This window comes from Arthrobacter sp. JB02-1C, assembly GCF_057748045.1.
Window position 1 is genome coordinate 1,143,286 of the sequence record NZ_CM173235.1, and the last position, 18,715, is coordinate 1,162,000.

Annotated in this window: 16 protein-coding genes; 8 read left to right on the forward strand and 8 right to left on the reverse strand. The window is 66.7% G+C overall.

Translation table 11 applies throughout. The features are described from left to right. Positions 1-63 precede the first annotated feature (63 nt). From AC3ANP_RS05335 to AC3ANP_RS05355, 5 genes are all read right to left on the reverse strand, one after another. Positions 64-984 (reverse strand): AEC family transporter, encoded by a 921-nt coding sequence (locus tag AC3ANP_RS05335; RefSeq protein WP_488332300.1) that lies wholly within the window; start codon positions 982-984, stop codon positions 64-66. Between the two features lie 80 nt (positions 985-1,064). After that, complete coding sequence (locus AC3ANP_RS05340; protein WP_488332301.1) at positions 1,065-2,393, reverse strand: enolase C-terminal domain-like protein; 1,329 nt, start codon at positions 2,391-2,393, stop codon at positions 1,065-1,067. Next, complete coding sequence (locus tag AC3ANP_RS05345; RefSeq protein WP_488332302.1) at positions 2,390-4,000, reverse strand: aldehyde dehydrogenase (NADP(+)); 1,611 nt, start codon at positions 3,998-4,000, stop codon at positions 2,390-2,392. Before AC3ANP_RS05345 ends, AC3ANP_RS05340 begins: the two co-directional genes overlap by 4 nt. Before the next feature lie 9 nt (positions 4,001-4,009). Beyond that, positions 4,010-4,924 (reverse strand): 5-dehydro-4-deoxyglucarate dehydratase, encoded by a 915-nt coding sequence (kdgD, locus tag AC3ANP_RS05350; RefSeq protein ID WP_488332303.1) that lies wholly within the window; start codon positions 4,922-4,924, stop codon positions 4,010-4,012. 156 nt (positions 4,925-5,080) lie between these two features. Next, positions 5,081-5,965 carry a LysR family transcriptional regulator gene (locus AC3ANP_RS05355; protein ID WP_488332304.1) on the reverse strand — a complete coding sequence of 295 codons (885 nt, stop codon included), beginning with the start codon at positions 5,963-5,965 and terminating at the stop codon, positions 5,081-5,083. 143 nt (positions 5,966-6,108) lie between these two features. Here AC3ANP_RS05355 and AC3ANP_RS05360 point away from each other — a divergent pair, with 143 nt between their 5' ends. The 4 genes from AC3ANP_RS05360 to AC3ANP_RS05375 are packed head-to-tail and all read left to right on the forward strand — an operon-like array spanning position 6,109 to position 9,664. Then, positions 6,109-7,113 carry a Bug family tripartite tricarboxylate transporter substrate binding protein gene (locus AC3ANP_RS05360; protein WP_488332305.1) on the forward strand — a complete coding sequence of 335 codons (1,005 nt, stop codon included), beginning with the start codon at positions 6,109-6,111 and terminating at the stop codon, positions 7,111-7,113. 5 nt (positions 7,114-7,118) lie between these two features. Then, the gene (locus AC3ANP_RS05365) at positions 7,119-7,709 is read left to right on the forward strand and encodes a tripartite tricarboxylate transporter TctB family protein (protein WP_488332306.1); all 591 of its coding nucleotides are present in this window, start codon (positions 7,119-7,121) and stop codon (positions 7,707-7,709) included. Between the two features lie 9 nt (positions 7,710-7,718). Beyond that, positions 7,719-9,263 carry a tripartite tricarboxylate transporter permease gene (locus AC3ANP_RS05370; protein WP_488332307.1) on the forward strand — a complete coding sequence of 515 codons (1,545 nt, stop codon included), beginning with the start codon at positions 7,719-7,721 and terminating at the stop codon, positions 9,261-9,263. After that, on the forward strand, positions 9,260-9,664 hold the full coding sequence (locus AC3ANP_RS05375; RefSeq protein WP_488332308.1) for a universal stress protein: 405 nt from the start codon (positions 9,260-9,262) through the stop codon (positions 9,662-9,664). Before AC3ANP_RS05370 ends, AC3ANP_RS05375 begins: the two co-directional genes overlap by 4 nt. 74 nt (positions 9,665-9,738) lie before the next feature. Here AC3ANP_RS05375 and AC3ANP_RS05380 read toward each other — a convergent pair whose 3' ends face one another. The 3 genes from AC3ANP_RS05380 to AC3ANP_RS05390 form a co-directional block, all read right to left on the reverse strand. Beyond that, positions 9,739-9,951, reverse strand: a complete 213-nt coding sequence (locus AC3ANP_RS05380; protein WP_488332309.1) for a hypothetical protein — start codon at positions 9,949-9,951, stop codon at positions 9,739-9,741. Between the two features lie 136 nt (positions 9,952-10,087). Then, positions 10,088-11,548: a protein adenylyltransferase SelO gene (locus AC3ANP_RS05385; protein ID WP_488332310.1), complete on the reverse strand. Its 1,461-nt coding sequence runs from the start codon at positions 11,546-11,548 to the stop codon at positions 10,088-10,090. Positions 11,549-11,557: 9 nt separating this feature from the next. Further along, a complete protein-coding gene (locus AC3ANP_RS05390) occupies positions 11,558-12,247 on the reverse strand; it encodes a TetR/AcrR family transcriptional regulator (RefSeq protein WP_488332311.1) in 690 nt (229 codons plus the stop codon). A gap of 156 nt (positions 12,248-12,403) precedes the next feature. Here AC3ANP_RS05390 and AC3ANP_RS05395 point away from each other — a divergent pair, with 156 nt between their 5' ends. The 4 genes from AC3ANP_RS05395 to AC3ANP_RS05410 all read left to right on the forward strand — a co-directional run bounded on the left by AC3ANP_RS05395 (position 12,404) and on the right by AC3ANP_RS05410 (position 18,650). Next, complete coding sequence (locus AC3ANP_RS05395; protein WP_488332312.1) at positions 12,404-13,810, forward strand: flavin monoamine oxidase family protein; 1,407 nt, start codon at positions 12,404-12,406, stop codon at positions 13,808-13,810. A gap of 53 nt (positions 13,811-13,863) precedes the next feature. Beyond that, on the forward strand, positions 13,864-14,778 hold the full coding sequence (locus AC3ANP_RS05400; RefSeq protein ID WP_488332313.1) for a universal stress protein: 915 nt from the start codon (positions 13,864-13,866) through the stop codon (positions 14,776-14,778). Continuing rightward, positions 14,775-16,298 carry an APC family permease gene (locus tag AC3ANP_RS05405; RefSeq protein WP_488332314.1) on the forward strand — a complete coding sequence of 508 codons (1,524 nt, stop codon included), beginning with the start codon at positions 14,775-14,777 and terminating at the stop codon, positions 16,296-16,298. Before AC3ANP_RS05400 ends, AC3ANP_RS05405 begins: the two co-directional genes overlap by 4 nt. A 129-nt stretch (positions 16,299-16,427) precedes the next feature. Then, a complete protein-coding gene (locus tag AC3ANP_RS05410) occupies positions 16,428-18,650 on the forward strand; it encodes a beta-glucosidase (RefSeq protein ID WP_488332315.1) in 2,223 nt (740 codons plus the stop codon). Positions 18,651-18,715: the final 65 nt, after the last annotated feature.

The window sequence follows — 18,715 nt, forward strand, 5'->3', positions numbered from 1 at the left end:
GGTCTCCTTGGGTGCAGTGGCGTCAACTCAACATACAAGTAGCAGACTTGTATTACAAGTAGCTCAGCCGATAAGCCACGCGACCGCCAGCAGCGACCCCACGCTGAGGATCGTGGTGCAGAGAATGACGTCCCTTGCCACTGTTACCCCGCGGCCGTACGGGGAGGCGAAGAGAAAGACGTTTTGGGCCGTGGGAAGCGCCCCCATGATCACACTCGCCAGCAGGTGCTGACCCTCCAGCCCGAAGACAAACCTGCCCAGCACCCAGACGACCAGTGGCATGCCGGCGACCTTCAGGAACGTGGCCACCAGTGTTTCGCCGCGGCCGCTGCCCTGCTGCAGCGGGGCCCGGCCCGCCAGCGACAGGCCGAACGCGAGCAGAACCATGGGAACGGCCGCGCCGGCGAGCATGTCGACAGGTTTGTGCAGCAGCTCAGGAACACTCCAGCCGGTCAGCGCGACGACCGCGCCGAGGCCGGAAGCGATGATCATGGGATTGGTGAAGGGCTGGAGCAGGAGCTTCTGCCAGGAGATCCTGGACCCGGAGGCAAGCCCGAGGACCGTCAGGTAGAAGGGCGCCAGCACCAGGATCTGGACCAGCAGCACCGGCGCAACATGCTGGGCCGTACCCACCGCATAGAGCGAGACAGGAATGCCAATGTTGTTGGCGTTCGCGTAGCTGCTGGCCATCGCCCCGACGGCGGTTTCCGCGGCAGGCCGCCGAAAGAACAAGAAACTGGCGAGCCAGTAGAGCAGCCCCACTACCGCCGCGGAGAGCAGGGCGAGCGGCGCGTCCGTTCCGAGCGCCGCCCGGATGTCGCTGCCGGCCACCACCGTGAAGAGCAACGCCGGGTTGGTGATGTAGAAGGCCGTCCGGGTGAGGGCCCCCTGCACCTCGGGGCCCAGCACCCGCAGCCGCGCGGCGAGATACCCCACGGCAATGACGGCGGAGACGATCAGGATTCCGGAGACCACTCCGCCCACACATGTGCCCTTCTATATACGTCTAGATACGTGAAACGCTGCCGGACACTGACGTCCTCACCGGACTGTATCTAATGTCCTCACCGGACTAGGCACGGGCGCTTCGGGTCGAAGGACCAGCCGTCGATGTAGTACTGCATGCCGATGCTATCGTCACGGGCGTCAAGACCGTGCTTGAGGTACAACTCGTGCGCGGCGTCCAGGGCGTTGCGGTCCAGTTCGATGCCGAGGCCCGGCGCGTCCGGAACCTCGATGGCGCCGTCCTTGATCTGCAGCGGATTCTTCGTCAACCCCTGGCCGTCCTGCCAGATCCAGTGCGTGTCCAGGGCAGTGATTTCGCCCGGGGCCGCGGCGCCGGTCTGGGTGAACATGGCCAGTGAAATGTCGAAGTGGTTGTTGGAATGCGATCCCCAGGTGAGCCCGAACTCATGGCACATCTGCGCCACCCGGACCGAGCCGTGCATGGTCCAGAAGTGTGGGTCTGCCAGCGGAATATCAACAGCATTGCTCCGGATGGCGTGTGACATCTCCCGCCAGTCGGTGGCGATCATGTTCGTGGCCGTCCTCAGCCCGGTGGCACGGCGGAACTCGGCCATGACCTCGCGTCCGGAGAAACGGCCCTCGGCGCCACAGGGATCTTCCGCGTAGGCCACCACGCCCTGCATGCGCTTGCCCAGGGCGATGGCTTCCTCCAGCAGCCAGCCGCCGTTCGGGTCCAGGGTAATCCGGGCCTCGGGGAACCGCCGGGCGAGGGCGGTAACGACGTCAACTTCTTCGCCGCCGGACAAAACGCCGCCCTTGAGCTTGAAATCCTGGAAGCCGTAGCGTTCCTGGGCCGCCTCGGCCAGAGCCACCACGGCGTCCGGGGTCATCGCTTCCTGGCGCCGCAGCTGCTCCCAGCGGTCCGACGGCGCCTCCTCTGCCAGGTACGGCAGGTCCGTCCTGTTCGGGTCGCCAATAAAGAACAGATAGCCGAGCATCGGCACGGAGGAACGCTGCTGCCCGTCACCGAGAAGCTCGGCCACGGGGACGCCCAGGAACTGGCCGTGCAGGTCCAGCAGAGCTGACTCCACCGCGGTGACGGCGTGCACCGTGGTGCGCAGGTCAAAGGTCTGCTGGCCCCGGCCGCCGGCGTCCCGGTCGGCGAACGCGGCAGCGACGTCCCGGAGCAGAGAACGGTAGCGGGCTACCGGTTTGCCCGTGATCAGGGCGCCGGCCTCCTCGATCGTGGTGCGGATCTTCTCGCCGCCGGGAACTTCGCCCAGCCCCGTCCGGCCATCGGAGTCAGTCACCACAACGACGTTGCGGGTGAAGAACGGGCCGTGGGCGCCGCTGAGGTTCATCAGCATGCTGTCGTGACCGGCCACCGGGACCACTTCCACCCTGGCAATGCTGGGCCGGGCGGTCATGCCTGCACCCCGGCCGGCTCGGAAGCCGCCGCGTTTTCCACGGTGCCGTCGATCCGGCGGTTCAGTCGCCAGGGATTTTCATCCTGCAGGGCCGTTGGCAGCAACTCCTTCGGGAGGTTCTGGTAGGCAACCGGCCGGAGGAAGCGGTTGATCGCCAGCGAGCCCACGGAGGTGGTCCGGGTGTCCGAGGTGGCGGGGAACGGTCCGCCATGCACCATGGCGTGGCCCACCTCGACGCCGGTCGGCCAGCCGTTGACGATGATGCGGCCCACCTTCTGCTCGAGCACCGGCACGAGGCTCGCCGCCGTCGCATAATCTTCCTCGGTCAGCTGCAGGGAAGCGGTGAGCTGCCCCTCCAGCCGCTGCGTTGCCTCGATCAGCTCAGCCACGGTGGAGTACCGGATCACGAGGCTCGCGGCGCCGAAAATCTCCGCATGCAGCACGTGGTTCGACACGAAATCGCCGATGCCGGTGCCGAAGATGGCCGGCGCCGGGGCGTTCTCGGTGGCCCCGGAGCCACCGCGTCCGACCAGGCTGACGTTATCGGCCGCGGCAAGGGCATTGGCGCCGGCCTGCCACGAGTCCGCGATGCCCGCGGTCAGCATTGTCTGGCCGGCACACGCGGACACTGCCCGGCCGACGGCGGCCGCCAGCCGGTCTCCATCCGCGCCGGCCGGGGCAAACAGCAGCCCGGGAGAGGTGCAGAGCTGGCCGGAGCTGCCCGTGACGGCGGCGACGTACTGCTGGGCCAGCAGATCGACGTCGCCCCGCAACGCGCCGGGGAAGACGAACACCGGGTTGAGCGAGGACATCTCGGCATAGACCGGGATCGGCTCCGGGCGCGCGGCGGCTGTCCGCATCAGGGCGATGCCGGCCGCCTGCGAACCGGTGAATCCCACGGCTTTGATGGCGGGATCCGCGACCAGCGCCTGGCCGATGCTGCTGCCCGGTCCATAGACCAGCGAGAAGACGCCGGGGTGCAGCCCAAAGTCCTTGACCGCCTTCACGATGGCCTGGCCAACCATTTCGCCGGTGCCCGGATGCGCGTTGTGGGCCTTGAAGACCACGGGGCAACCCGCGGCCAGGGCCGAGGCAGTATCGCCGCCTGCAGTGGAGAACGCCAGGGGAAAATTGCTGGCACCAAAGACGGCCACCGGCCCCAGCGGAATCTGCCGCTGGCGGATGTCGACCCGGGGGGCCGGCGTGCGCTCAGGCAACGCCGGATCAATCCTGACCCCGCGGAAGTCACCCTGCCCGACGACGCCGGCAAAGAGCCGGAGCTGGTTGGCGGTGCGCGTCCGTTCACCCTGCAGCCGGGCGGCGGGCAGCCCGCTCTCCAGTCCTGCACGGACAATCAGTTCGTCGCCGAGGCCTTCGATGTTCTCCGCGATGGCCTCCAGGAAGCCGGCGTGGGTTTCTGGGTCCAGGGTGCTGAAGGAGGGGTATGCGGCGGCAGCGGCGGCCGTGGCTTCCTTCAGTTGGTCGTTAGTGATCAGCGAGTAGGCCGGGTCGAGCTGCTCGTTGGTCGCGGGGTTGAAGCCGTAGGCAGCCTTGCCGTTGCCGGCGACCGGCCGGCCGGCGATCAGGGAATGTCCGGTAAGTCTCATGGGATGCTCCTAGGAAACGGTGGCGATGAGTGCTTTGAGGTCGGCCAGGTCCTGCGGTGCCAGGCTCTGAAGCGGCGGCCGGACGCCGCCGGCCGAGCGGCCGATCGCGTCGAGGCCGCCCTTGACGATGGAGACCGAGTACCCCTTCACCCGGTCGCGGATGTCCAGGTACGGGATCACAAAGTCGTTGAGCTTCTTGTTGACGGCCACGCGGTCATGGTTGCGGACGTCCTGGTAGAAATCGAGCGCGAATTGCGGAACGAAGTTGTACATGGCGCTGGAATAGGTGCTCATGCCCAGCTGCAGGAGCGGGAGCGCGAAGGTCTCCGCGGTGGGGAGTCCGCCCAGATAGAACAGCCGGTCGCCGAGTTTGGCGTAGACCCGGGCATCATGCTCCAGATCGCCCACACCGTCCTTGAATCCGATCAGGTTCTCGTGGCGGTCTGCAAGGGCTGCCACCGTGGTGTCCTTGTAGATGGCGTTGGCCCGGTTGTAGATGATCACGCCCAGCGAGGTGGCGCTGCAGACCGCACTGACGTGTTCGATCAGGCCGTCCTGGTCCGCTTCGGTCAGGTACGGCGGCAGCAGCAGGATACCTTCCGCGCCGGCCGCTTCGGCTGCGCGGGCGTTTTCGATGGCCTGGGCGGTGGAGCCTCCGGCGGAGGCGAGGACGGGCACGATGCCGCCGATTTCCTCGACCGCGGCACGGACCACTCGGGCGGACTCCGCCGGGGTCAGGGAGAACCCCTCGCCCGTCCCGCCGGCGGCAAAGAGCCCTCCGACGGGGAAGCTCGCCTGCCAGGCGAGGTGTTTGCGGTAGTTCTCCTCGTCAAATTGAAGCTGTGCGTCGAACGACGTCACCGGAAACGAAAGCAAGCCATCTTTGAGTGCGTCGGCAAGTTCCTGGGGTGCGTATTTAGCCACGATGTGGGTCCTCCATGTCGGCGCCGCAACAGCGCGGCAGATGTTGTCCGTTACCCACAGCGTAGGGACGCCAACGATGCCTGTCTAAGTGCATTTTTGAATGAATTGATACCGTCCCGGCATCAACCCCGTCCGTGGTGAGGCTCGGGGTGCTGGTCACTCTTCGCGGAATTCCAGGGACGCCAGGATGCGCGCCAGGGCAGGGTTGGTGATGTGGCGGTTCCAGATGGCGTGCAGTTCGACCGGGTCGTCCACGCTGCTGGCCAGCGGCAGGAACTGTACGCCCTGGACGCCGAGGAGTGTCGCCGAGTGCGGCACGAACGCCACGCCCCGCTTGGCCGCGACCAGCGAGACCATGGTGAGGATCTGGCTCACCGTGTGCACCACGTCGTTGTGGCGGATCGGAAACAGCCGGACCACGAGGTCGTAGAAATACCGTGCCTCGGTGGGAGAGTGCATGATCAGGGGGAGCCCGGTCAGGTCCGCCTCGGTTACCGCCCTGCCCAGTCCGGCCAGCGGGTGGCCTTCCGGCACAGCCACCACCATCGCCTCGCGGTACAGCAGATGGGAATCGAACACCGTGTTGTCGAAGGGCGGCCGGGCCAGGCCCAGATCCAGTTCGCCGGTTTGCAGCCCGTTGATCTGCTCGCCGGTGACCAGTTCGTGCAGGTCGATATCGACGTCGGGCAGCGAGGTGGCAACTTCTTCCAGCAGCGGGCCCAGGATGCTGAACCCGCTCGCCGCCGTGAAGCCGATCCGGAGCAGTCCGGAGCGGCCGGAGGCAATCCGCCGCGCGGTCACCGGCGCCCGGTCGGCCAGGGCCATGAGGCGGCGTGCCTCCGCCAGGAAGGCGTGGCCCGCGGCGGTCAGCTGGACTTTCCTGTTGTCGCGTTCGAGCAGTTCGGCGCCCACCGCCTTTTCCAACTTCTGGATCTGCCGGCTCAGCGGGGGCTGGGTCATGTTGAGGCGCTGGGCGGCGCGCCCGAAGTGCAGTTCCTCGGCCACCGCGATGAATCCGGTGAGCTGGTCAAAAGTAAACATAAGTCCGTCCGGGTATCAATCGATGCATATTTGGGCTTAGACATGCATCATAACCGCTCCCTACACTCGACCTAGCCAACCGGGTGACCCGGTTCACACCACCATCGCGGGCCCAACGCCCTGCAGTGCAACGAGGAGTCCCAATGACGTACTTCCCCAAACGCCGCACTATGCTCACGGCGGCATCAGCCATCACGCTCCTGGCCTTGACGGCCTGCGGCAACGTCGCCGGCGGTTCCACCGCCAACTCGGCCAAGTTTCCGAACGGTCCGGTCAACCTGTCCGTGGGCCAGGCGCCGGGCGGAAGCACCGACCTGATTGCCCGGGCCATCTCCGAAGGCGCCTCCAAGAGCCTGGGCGCCCCGATGCCGGTGGTCAACAAGCCGGGTGCCAACGGCGCCCTGGCCACCAAGGAAGTGGCGGGCAAGCCCGCGGACGGACAAAACCTGGTGCTGATCAACGCCTCGCTGATCACGATCACCCCGCTGGCCGTCAGCAAGGACGAAGCCGTCAACATCGATGACTTCGACATTGTTGCCGGACTTTCCCAGGACGATTACGTGCTCGTGGCCAGCCCGGCGTCGGGCTTCAAGAGCATCAAGGACGTCATCGGCGCCGGTCGCAACGTGACCTTTGGGACCGCCGGGGTGGGCACGGGCAGCCAGCTGGCGCAGGCCGTGCTCTTCAAGCAGGCCCAGGTCAAGGGCACCGACGTACCCTTCGACAGCGGCAAGCCCGCGCTGACGGCGGTCCTGGGCAACCAGGTGGAAATGGCCACGGTCCAGCTCGGCGAGGCCATGTCCCAGATCCAGGCCGGCAAGGTGGTTCCCCTCCTGGTGTTCTCCGAGGAGCGGAACTCGTTCCTTCCGGACACCCCCACCGCGAAGGAATCCGGGTATGACGTTCCGGTGGCCCAGTACCGCGCCATCGCTGCGCCCAAGGGCACGCCGAAGGAAGTCAAGGACAAGCTGCTCACGGCCGTCCAGGAGACCTTCAAGTCGGACGCGTACAAGGACTTCAACAAGAAGAACCTGCTGACCCCCAAGGAAATCTCCGGCGCGGAAGTAGTGACCCAGTGGAAGGACTACGCCGCCAAGTACAAGGCGCTGGTGGAGAAGTACGACATCAGCCTCAGCGGCAAGAAGTAACTGCCTTGAAAGAAACGTCTGTAGTGGCCGCCGGAGGGGACGCCGCAAGTGCTGTTCCCTCCGGCGGGGCCGGCCCGGAAGCCCCGGCTCCGGAGGAGGTCCTGGAGGACCTCACTCCCGAACAGCTGGCGGCGCAGTGGGAGGAGGAAAAGCCTCCCGCCGCGGGTGCCCTGGCCAATGCGGCTTCCTCCCTGGTGGTCCTTGGCGTCGGCCTCGGCGCCGTCTTCCTCTCCCTCGCCATGGGGCTGGGCACCCCGGCCGCGCCGGAACCCGGATTGTGGCCGTTCCTGATCAGCTGCGTCATGGTGCTGCTGGCCCTGTTCCAGCTGGTCGTGGGCCGGCACAACCGGGACGCGGAGAAGTTCACCAGGATGTCGACGGCGCCGGTCACCGGCCTGGTGACGCTCGCTGCCATGGTTGCCGTGATGCCGCTCATCGGCTTTGAACTGCCGTCCCTGGTTCTCTGCATCATCTGGATGAAATTCCTGGGCGGCGAAACCTGGCGCTCCACCCTGCTGGTCAGCGCGATCGTCGTCGCCGCCTTCTACGGCATCTTTGTCGCAGCGCTCGGCACCTCCATTCCCCATCTCTTCTAGGAGAACCCCGTGGATTTTCTGAATCCCGTACTCAACGGATTCGTGGTTGTCCTGGAGCCGACCAACCTCCTGTACTGCCTGATCGGCGTCGTCATCGGCATGCTGATCGGGGTGCTGCCCGGCCTCGGCCCGGCGGCCACCATCGCGATCCTGCTTCCCCTGACCTACAACGTCGAGCCGGTCACGGCCATCATCATGCTGGCCGGCATCTTCTACGGTGCCCAGTACGGCGGCACCATCACCTCGGTGCTGCTGCGCCTGCCCGGTGAGGCCTCCTCGGTGGTCACGGTCTTCGACGGCTACCAGATGGCCAAGCAAGGCAAGGCCGGCACCGCGCTGGGCCTGGCTGCCATCGGTTCCTTCATCGGCGGCACTGCCTCGATCATCGGCCTGACCTTCCTCGCGCCCATCGTGGCAAGTTTCGCCCTGGACTTCGGACCGGCCGAATACTCGGCCCTGGCCCTGCTGGGCATCCTGCTTGTCGCCACCATCAGCAACGGCGCCAAGACCAAGGCCCTCATCGCGGCGGCGGTCGGACTGCTGCTGGCCACTGTCGGCCGGGACGTCTTCACCGGCGAAAGCCGCTTCACTTTCGGCAGCCTGAACCTCGCCGACGGCATCGACTTCGTGCCGATCGCCATGGGCCTGTTCGGCCTCGGCGAGATCCTCTACAACCTCGAGGAACGGCACCGCGCTGCCAAGGCCCCGTCGAAGGTGACCAACGTGTGGCCGTCGAAGGCGGACCTGAAGCAGGCCTCCGGCGCCATCACCCGCGGCTCCCTGGTGGGCTTCTTCCTGGGCATCCTTCCCGGCGGCGGCGCGACCATCGCCTCCATGGCCTCCTACGCGATGGAGAAGAAGCGGGCCAAGCAGCCCGAACGTTTCGGCAAGGGCGCGCCGGAAGGCGTCGCCGGACCGGAAACGGCGAACAACGCCGCCGCTACCTCATCCTTCATCCCGCTGCTGACCCTCGGGATCCCGGCCAACGCGACCATGGCGCTGATGTTTGGTGCGCTGCTGATCCAGGGCGTCACCCCCGGTCCGCAGCTGGTGGAGCAGCACCCGGACCTGTTCTGGGGCGTGGTGAACTCGATGTACATCGGCAACATCCTGCTGCTGATCATGAGCCTGCCGCTGGTGGGACTGTTCGTAAAGATCCTCCGCGTGCGGGCCGCGATCCTGGCGCCCGTCACGGCGCTGATCACCCTGCTGGGTGCCTACACCATCAACAACAGCATGTTCGATGTGACGCTCGTGGTGGTGTTCGGCGTTGTCGGCTACCTGATGAAGAAGTTCGGCTTCGAGCCCGGTCCGCTGGTGTTGGCCTTCGTTCTGGGTTCGCTGCTCGAGAGCTCCCTGCGCCGGTCCCTGCTGGTATTCGGCGGCGATCCGATGGGCTTCTTCAGCCGCCCGATTTCGGCCACGCTGCTGATTGCCTTCGTCCTGGTGGCCGTGCTGCCCGGCGTCCGGCCGCTGCTGGCCAAGCGCCGGACCGCCGTCGCCGGCGCGGATGCCGGGGTCAACAACGAAACCACCATCAAGGAGAAGGTATGAGCATCATTGTCGGTTTTGTCCCCACCCCGGCCGGCGAGGCCGCGCTGACTGCAGGCATCGCCGAAGCGACGCTCCGGAAGCTCGACCTGTTCATCGTGAACTCCGCGCGCGAAGGGGCCCTGGTGGATAAGTCGGTCGCCACTTCGGCGGTGTTGGAGCAGGCGGGCCGGCGCGCCACGGACGCCGGGGTTAAGGCAACGGTGATCCAGCCGCCTTACCTTCACGACCTGGCCGACGAATTCCTCGATGTTGCCCGCGAGCTGAACGCGTCGCTGATCGTCATCGGCCTCCGGCAGCGGTCCCAGGTGGGCAAGTTCATCCTGGGCAGCCACGCCCAGCGGATCCTGATGCAGGCCGACCGGCCGGTTCTGGCCGTCAAGGCAGCCGGAGCGAAGCCCTAAAACCCGCCGTCCCCGGCCGGTCCGCAGCTCCGGATCCGGACCGGGGACCGGCTGTGGCTCTCTTCGCCTTAGGCCTATTCCGCGTCCGGCCGGTCTTCGGCGGGCACCTCAGGGGCGGGCACCCCGCCGATGTCGGGGTCTTCCTCCTGGTTGAAATTGGTTCCGTCCTCGGAGGAGGTCAGGGAGATGCCGTCGCCAGAGACGGGAATGGTTCCGTCCGGGCCGGCCCCGCCGGCCGCGGCATTCTCCGCGTTCCCGGACTCGGGGCTACTTTCGCGCTCTTTCATGGCCATTCCTTCCAACTGCCGGCGATACGCCGCCGTGAGGAGCTCCGCTCGCCCCGTCGCCTGACGGCCCGGGTGAGCGGCTATGACACGTTCCAGACTAATCCTTTCGTCGCTGCGGTCCTCTGCCATTTGCCGGTCACGTCCCGCAGAACGTCCGGTAGGGGGAGCCGGTGGGGCCGGCTGCAGCGTAACGCTCCAAGCCGGGCCGTTCATCAAAGGGCATGGACACGGCTGCCAGGAGCGTCCCCAGCGGCCCAAGGTCATCCCCGGCGGCCGCGGCCAGGGCCTCCTCGACCAGATGGTTGCGGGGTATGTACACGGGGTTGACCCGCTTCATCGTGCCGGCGTCGGGGGCCAGCGCCCGCCAGCGCGCGGCCCAAGCGTCGAACGCCGCCACATCGGAAACCATGCCCCGCGCGTGGTCGGGTTGGCCGCCGGCGGCCGTCGCCAGGCTCCGGAAGAACGAGGTGTAGTCGAGGTGTTCGGCTTGCAGGAGTGCCAGCAGCTCATCGACGAGCGGCGAGACGACGGCGTCCTCGACGTCGTCGCGCAGTCCAATTTTCGCGCGCATGCCGGCCGACCAGGCAGCACTGTACTGGTGCCGGAATCCTTCGAGGGCTTCCTCCGCCAGGGCGACCGCGGTGCCCTGGTCCTCATGGAGGAGCGGCAGGAGTGTCTCAGCGAACCGGGCCAGGTTCCACTCCGCCGCCAACGGCTGGTTGCGGTACGCGTACCGGCCGGCCTCGTCAATCGAACTGTAGGAGGCCGCCGCGTCGAAGGCGTCCATGAACGCGCACGGGCCGTAGTCGATGGTCTCCCCGGAGATGGTCATGTTGTCGGTATTCATCACGCCGTGGACGAACCCGACAAGCATCCATCGGGCCAGCAGCGATGCCTGGGCGGCGATCACGGCGTCGAGCAGGGCCAGATAGCGGTTCCCGGAATGCTCCGCCGCGGGGTGGTGCCGCCTGATCGCGTAGTCGCCGAGCCTGCGCAGGAGGCCGGCGTCGCCGGTGGCGGCGGCGAACTGGAAGCTGCCGACGCGGAGGTGGCTGCTGGCGACCCGGGTGAGGACGGCTCCGGGTAAAAGAGTCTCACGCTGGACCGGTCGCCCTGTCGCCACAACGGCGAGTGAGCGCGTAGTGGGGATGCCGAGGGCATGCATGCCCTCGCTCACAATGTATTCGCGCAGCATGGGGCCAACCGCTGCCAGGCCGTCGCCTCCGCGGGCAAAGGGGGTACGGCCGGAACCCTTGAGGTGGATATCGCGAAGCTCCCCGTCCGCATGGGCGAGCTCCCCGAGCAGCAGTGCCCGGCCATCTCCGAGCCGGGGGGAGTACCAGCCGAACTGGTGGCCGGCGTATGCCTGTGCCACCGGGGTGGCCTCGGGCGGCACTGCCGTTCCGGTGAGCAGGCCCAGTCCCGCCGGGCTACGGAGGAGGCCGGGATCCAGGCCGAGGTCGACGGCGAGGGGTTCGTTGAGCACCAGCAGCTGCGGTTTGGGGACCGGTTCGGCGCGCCACGGAATGGCCATTTCCGTGAACTCCCGGGCGAAACGGCGATGGAACGGCAGGGTGGAAAGCGTGGTGTCGCCCATCCCTTAACACTATCCGCGCAGTGCCCCGAAGCCGGCAATGAGGGCTTCCAGGCCGAGGCTGAAGGCTACATCGGCCTGCTCCGCATAGCCGCCTTCTCCCAGGCTTTCGACGGCGGCGGAGAAGTTCGGCGTCGTGGCTGCCATGCTGCCGGCGGCAAAGATATCCGCCGGGGCATTGACATCGTAGGCGGAGCCGAAGATGAAGGATTCCAGGGCCACAATGGCCGGAACGATTCGTTCCGGCGGGAAGCCGGCCCGGCGCAAGCCTGCGCTGACCGCCTCGTACATGGCCAGGGTCTTGGGCGCGTCCGCGACCGGAAGCAGCGCGATCACAGGGATGAGCGGGGTGTGCCGGGCGAAAACGGCGCGGTAGCTCCACGCCCAGTCGCGCACGGCCCGGTCCCATGGCTCGATCTCGAAGGCTGCGACGTCCACCAGCGAGGTCAGGTGGTCCTGAATGAGTACCAGCACCTCCCGTTTGGAGGACACATGGTTGTAAAGGGCAGACGGCGCCACGTTCAGGGAGCGGGCAAGGGCGGCCATGGTGAAGGAGTCGTAGCCGCCTTTGTGCACCAGCTGCAGGGCCGCAGAGGTGATGCCGTCCTGGTCAAGCACGGCAGCGGCGGGCCGGCCCGCGCGCCGCCGGGAAGAGGCATCATGGCGGCGCGGGTCGGCAGTGGTGCTGGTTGTTGCCGGCATGGGGGGCCTTTCTCACGGGCTGTCCCCATGGATTATTCCACTCCGAGCAGTAATCCCGGGGCTCTTCCCTCCCGGCCGGGTAACCGCTATAGTCATCCGAAATGAATGGCATTCATTTAGTGGCGCGCATCACTGGTGCGCCAGGGAAAGGACATCATGCTGGAATTTGACCGGGACGTCGTCATCGTTGGAGCGGGGCCGGCGGGCCTCACCGCGGCCCGCGAGCTGCAGAAGGCGGGCCTCAGCGTCGCAGTGCTGGAGGCGCGGGACCGCGTCGGCGGCAGGACCTGGACGGACACGATCGACGGGGCCATGCTGGAGATCGGCGGCCAGTGGGTCTCGCCGGACCAGACAGCGTTGCTCGAGCTTCTCGAGGAACTCGGACTGCAGACCTACAGCCGCTACCGCGAGGGAAAGTCCGTCTACGTTGGTGCCGACGGCAAGCGGCGGCTGTACTCCGGCGACTCCTTCCCGGTCGATGCTGCCACCGCCGCTGAGATGGACAAGTTGACGGCGCTGCTGGACTCGCTGGCGGCCGAAATCGGCGCCACCGCGCCTTGGTCGCACCCCAAGGCGCGTGAGCTGGATACCGTCTCCTTCCACCACTGGCTGCGCCAGAACTCGGCCGATGAGGAAGCCTGCAACAACATCGGCCTCTTCATCGCGGGCGGCATGCTGACCAAGCCCGCGCACGCCTTCTCCGCCCTGCAGGCGGTCCTCATGGCAGCCTCGGCAGGTTCCTTCACCCACCTCACGGACGAGGATTTCATCCTGGATAAGCGTGTCGTCGGCGGGATGCAGCAGGTCTCGCTGCTGCAGGCGGCGGAACTCGGCGACGACGTCGTGCTCTCCAGCCCGGTGCGCAGCATTTCCTGGGCGGGCGGCGCCGACCGGGGGGAGCGCGGAGCTGCTGCCCCCGGCCAGGTGAGAGTGGTCTCCGACCGGGCCACCGTGAAGGCCCGCTTCGTCATCATGGCAGTGCCGCCAAACCTCTACTCCAGGGTCTCCTTCGACCCGCCGCTGCCGAGGCGGCAACACCAGATGCACCAGCATCAGTCCCTCGGCCTGGTGATCAAGGTGCACGCCGTCTACGGCACGCCGTTCTGGCGCGAGGATGGCCTCTCCGGAACTTGTTTCGGCGCCGACGCACTGGTTCAGGAGGTCTACGACAACACCAACCACGAGGACCCCCGCGGCACCCTGGTGGGCTTCGTCTCCGACGAAAAAGCCGACGCCCTGTTCGAGCTCAGCGCCGAGGCCAGACGCAGCGCCATCCTGGAGTCCATCGCCGGATTCCTGGGCGAAAAAGCCCTGTCGCCGGAGGTCTACTACGAGTCCGACTGGGGCTCCGAGGAGTGGACCCGCGGCGCGTATGCGGCCAGTTACGACCTCGGCGGCCTGCACCGCTACGGCAAGGACCAGCTCGCCCCGGTGGGACCGATCCACTGGGCCTCGTCCGACCTTGCGGCCGAGGGGTACCAGCACGTGGACGGGGCAGTACGGATGGGACGCCAGGCGGCAGCCAGGATCGTGGCCGCCGCCGACCGCGCCCCGGCCGCCTAGTCCGCCGATTCCATATCACCAACCGTCAACACGACAGTAGAGAGGCCGGCCAGATGCGTTATGTAGTGGGGTATACCGCCAATGCGAGGGGCCGCGACGCCCTGAACCTGGCCGTCTCGCTGGCCCGCGGCCACGGAGCGGCCCTGCACGTGGTGATGGCCATCCCCGAGGCAGGAGTCTTCAACGCGGCCCACGCGCCCGCGGCAGGGTATGACAGCTACCTGCACGCGCAGGCGGCGGAGTGGCTCGAGGAGGCATCAGCGATGGTCCCGGGGGACGTGCCGGTCCAGGTCCACGTCCGCAGCGGTCAATCCGATGCCCAGACCCTGATCGCGGCCTGCGACGAAGTCGACGCGGACATGCTGATCATCGGTGCCTCCAGCGCCGGCCTCTTTAAACGTTTCACGGTGGGCTCCGTGGCCGGGGCTCTGCTGCACGCCGCTACCGTCCCCCTGGCGCTGGCTCCCAACGGCTACCACCGCCAGAACGCCCTGACCAGGCTCAGTTGCGGGCTGGGGGGCCGGCCGGGCGCGGAGGGGCTGCTCGGTGTCGCCGTCGCCATGGCCGCGCACCGTGAAGTGCCGCTGCGCGTGGTCTCGCTGCTCACCCTCGACGGCGATCCGGCCGCCGATGCCGCCCGCGACTACGCCGCGGAACGCGTCGCGGCCGTCCTGCCGGAACGCCCGGCTGGACACCAGGGGTCGGCCCCGGCGGACAAGACCGACGTCGTGGTCGCGCAAGGCAACAGCATCGAAGAGGCGGTGGATCGGCTGGACTGGGAAGACGGGGAGGTGCTGCTGATCGGATCGAGCCGCCTGGCCCGAAGCAACTCGATTTTCATGGGAAGCACGGCAAACCGCATCCTGCGTGCCCTGCCGGTGCCCATGATCGTGGTCCCAAGCGACTACGAATTTGCGGAAACAGACCATTCAGCGTCGAATGACTCCTCTCGAGAGGCACAAGCATGAGCACTGACCAGGCGGTCCCCACGGCCGGCACCCAGCAGCAGCACGGATTGAGCGAGAAAGGATTGAAGGCCGGATCGGTGGGGCTGATCGGGGCCGTCGTCATCGGCGTCTCCTGCATCGCACCGGCCTACACCCTCACTGCAGCTCTTGGCCCCACCGTCTCCGAGGTGGGCGTCCACCTGCCGGCCATCTTCCTGGTCGGCTTCATCCCGATGCTGCTGGTGGCCTTCGGTTACCGGGAGCTGAATAACGCCATGCCCGACGCCGGCACGTCCTTCACCTGGGCGTCCCGCGCGTTCGGACCCTGGATCGGCTGGATGGGCGGCTGGGGGCTGGTCGCGGCGACCATCATCGTGCTGTCCAACCTGGCCGCCGTCGCCGTCGACTTCTTCTACCTCATGCTGGCCCAACTGTTTGGCAATCCTGAACTGGCTGACCTGACCGCCAACCTGCCGCTGAACATCGGCACCACTCTGGTGTTCATCGCCCTGGCGTGCTGGATCTCCTACCGCGGGATGGAGACCACCAAGACCCTCCAATACATCCTCGTCGGCTTCCAGCTGCTGGTCCTGGGCTGGTTCGCCGTCGCCGCGTTCAGCCACGTGGCGAATGGAACGGCGTTCGACGCCACCGCCATCGCGCCGGACTGGTTCAACCCCTTCGCGGTGGAGTCCTTCTCCGCCTTCGCGGCGGGCGTCTCGCTGTCCATCTTCATCTACTGGGGCTGGGACGTCACCCTCACCATGAACGAGGAGACCAAGAACCCGGAGAAGACCCCGGGCCGCGCGGCCACCGTCACCGTGCTGGTGATCGTGGTCATCTACATGACAGTTGCCCTGGCCACCCTCGCCTTCGCCGGCGTCGGCACCGAAGGGCTCGGGGCGGGCAACCCGGAAAACCAAGGCAGCATCTTTGCCGTGCTGGCCGGCCCGGTGATGGGCCCGTTCGCGATCCTCATGTCGCTGGCCATTTTGAGCAGCTCCGCCGCGTCGTTGCAGTCCACCTTTGTGTCGCCGGCGCGGACGCTGCTGTCCATGGGCCACTACCGGGCGCTGTCCCCCAAATTCGGCAAGATCAGCCCAACCTACAAGTCTCCGAGCTATGCCACCGTCGCCGCCGCGATTGCCGCCGCAGGCTTCTACGTCGTAACGCGGACGCTGTCCGAAAACGCCCTGTGGGACACGATTACGGCGCTCGGCATGATGATCTGCTTCTACTACGGGATCACGGCCCTGGCCTGCGTATGGTTCTTCCGGTCGCAGGCCTTCACCGGTGCGCACTCCTTCTTCTTCAAGTTCCTGGCCCCGCTGCTGGGTGGCGTGATCCTGCTGGTGATGTTCGTCAAGACCGCCTACGACTCGATGGACCCGGGATATGGCTCCGGCTCCTCGGTGGGTGGCCTGGGCCTCGTGTTCATCCTGGGTATGGGCGTGATCCTGCTCGGTGTCGTGATCATGCTCGTCATGGTAAAACTGCGGCCGGAGTTCTTCCAGGGCAAGGTACTGTCCCGCGGGCAGTGAACAGCTGCCCGCGAGGGCAACTGATGGCAACTTCTTGACCCTTGGTAGCCCCAGCCGACTCAATGGGGCTACCGAGGGGGCTCCCAGCTTTGCACCGCCTCCTCTGTCCGATCAAAGGAGATTTGAGACATGCAAAGACGCCTCCCCAAGAGGGTTTCCGGAGCGCTTTACGCGGGAATGGCAGCAGTCCTGGCCCTGGGCTTCACGGTCCCCCCGGCCGCTGCTTCTGACCAGCGGCCCTGGATGAACAAGGCCCTGCCGGCCGAACAACGTTCCGATCTGCTGATCGGGGCGATGAGCCTTGACCAGAAGATCCAGCAGATCGCCATGAAGCCGGTGGCGAACACCAACCTGCCCGGCTGTGACTTTTCCGCCCAGGGACGGCACGTCGAAGGAATTCCGGAGTTGGCCATCCCCACGCTCCGGATGACCAACGGCCCGTTCGGCGGCGGCGACTGTGCGGTGGCGCCGACGTCGACGGGGCTGACCAGCGCCCTCACCGTCGCCTCCTCTTTCGACCCGGCAGTTTCGACGGCCTGGGGCGACATCATCGGCGAGGAAACCCGTGCCAGCGGACACAACGTGCTGCTGACCCCGGGCATCAACCTCGGCCGGGTCGCCAACGCCGGGCGCAATTTTGAGTACTTCGGCGAAGATCCCTACCTTGCCGGAGTCATGGCGGTGGCGCAGGTCAATGCGGTCCAGTCCCACGGCGTGCAGTCCGTTGCCAAGCACTTCGCGGCCAATGAACAGGAAACCGGCCGGAACACGATGGATACGATCGTGGACGACCGGACCATGCATGAGCTGTACCTGCTGCCGTTCGAGATGGCCATCCAGGAAGCCAACCTGGCGTCGGTGATGTGCTCCTACCCGCACCTGAACGGTGTCTATGCCTGCGAGAACTCCGAACTGCTCACGGACTGGCTGCGTGAGGATTTGGGCTTCAAGGGCTACGTCATGTCCGACCGCGGCGCGACCCACAGCACGGCGCCAGCCATCAAGGCTGGCCTCGATCTCGAGTTCGCCAGCCCGCGCTGGTTCACGCCCGCGCTGATCCACCAGGCGCTGGATCAGGGTGCGCTGGCCGTCTCCGACCTTGACCAGCAGCTGCGCCGGCGCTTTACCGTGATGTTCCAGCTGGGGCAGTTCGACGATCCGATCAACAGCCTGCAGCCGATCAACTTTGCCGCCAACGGCAAGCGGATCCAGGGCATCGGCGAACAGGGCAGCGTGCTGCTCAAGAACGACCACCGCGCCCTGCCGTTGCAGGCCGGGTCGCTCAAGTCGGTCGCCCTGATCGGGTCCCCGACGTTTGCCGGCGCAGCGAAGTTCAACTCGCAGGGTCCGTCGAACGCCATCGTCGTGACCTCGCCCTACACCGTGACACCGGAACAGGGTCTGAACAACGCCCTGCGCTCGAAGGGCTCGAGCGCGACCGTGACCTACAACAACGCCAGCAACGTCACCGAAGCCGCAGCGCTGGCCGCGAAGTCCGACGTCGCCGTCGTTATGGTGGGGGATATCTCCCGTGAGGGCGTCGACCGGTCCTCGCTGGCGTTGCCGGTGACCGACGGCGTCGACCAGGACGCCCTGGTGGCAGCCGTTGCCGCCGCCAACCCGAACACCGTCGTCGTCCTGAAAAACGGCGGCCCGGTGCTGCTTCCCTGGCTGGACAAGGTGCCGGCGGTGCTGGAGGCGTGGTACCCCGGACAGGAGGATGGCAACATCGTCGCCAATCTCCTGCTGGGCATCGATAACCCGTCCGGCAAGCTGCCCATCACCTTCCCGGCCAAGGAGCGGGAAGGGGCCACTGCCACGCAGGCGCAGTGGCCCGGCATCGACCCCGACGGGGCCGGCCCGCTGCCGCTGACCGCGACGTACAGCGAGGGCCTCAACATGGGCTACCGCTGGTACGACGCGAACAAGGCCAAGCCGACGTTCGCCTTCGGGCACGGACTCTCGTACACGGACTTCAAAATCTCGAAGCTGGTGGTCACCCCGAAAACCACGGACGGCACCAAGGCCATTTCCGTGTCGTTCTTCGTGGAAAATGTGGGTAGCGTCGCCGGCGCCGAAGTAGGCCAGGTCTACCTCGGGCTTCCGTCCTCGGCGAATCAGCCACCAAAGCGCCTGGTCGGATTTGAGAAGGTGTCGTTGAACCCGGGACAGAAGCAGCGGGTCACGGTCACGATCGACCCGAAGGCACCCAACCACCCCCTGTCCGTCTGGGACGAGGCCGCCGACGCGTGGTCCACGCCGAGCGGCGAGTACACCGTGTACGTCGGCAATTCCTCCGACAACGCGAACCTGCAGGACACCATCACGATCCGCACCCCGGGTCAGAAGTAGGTAACGCAGTTACCGCGTCCAGGGCCGTTCGTGCTTACGCGCCGACAGGGACGTAATATTCGTCA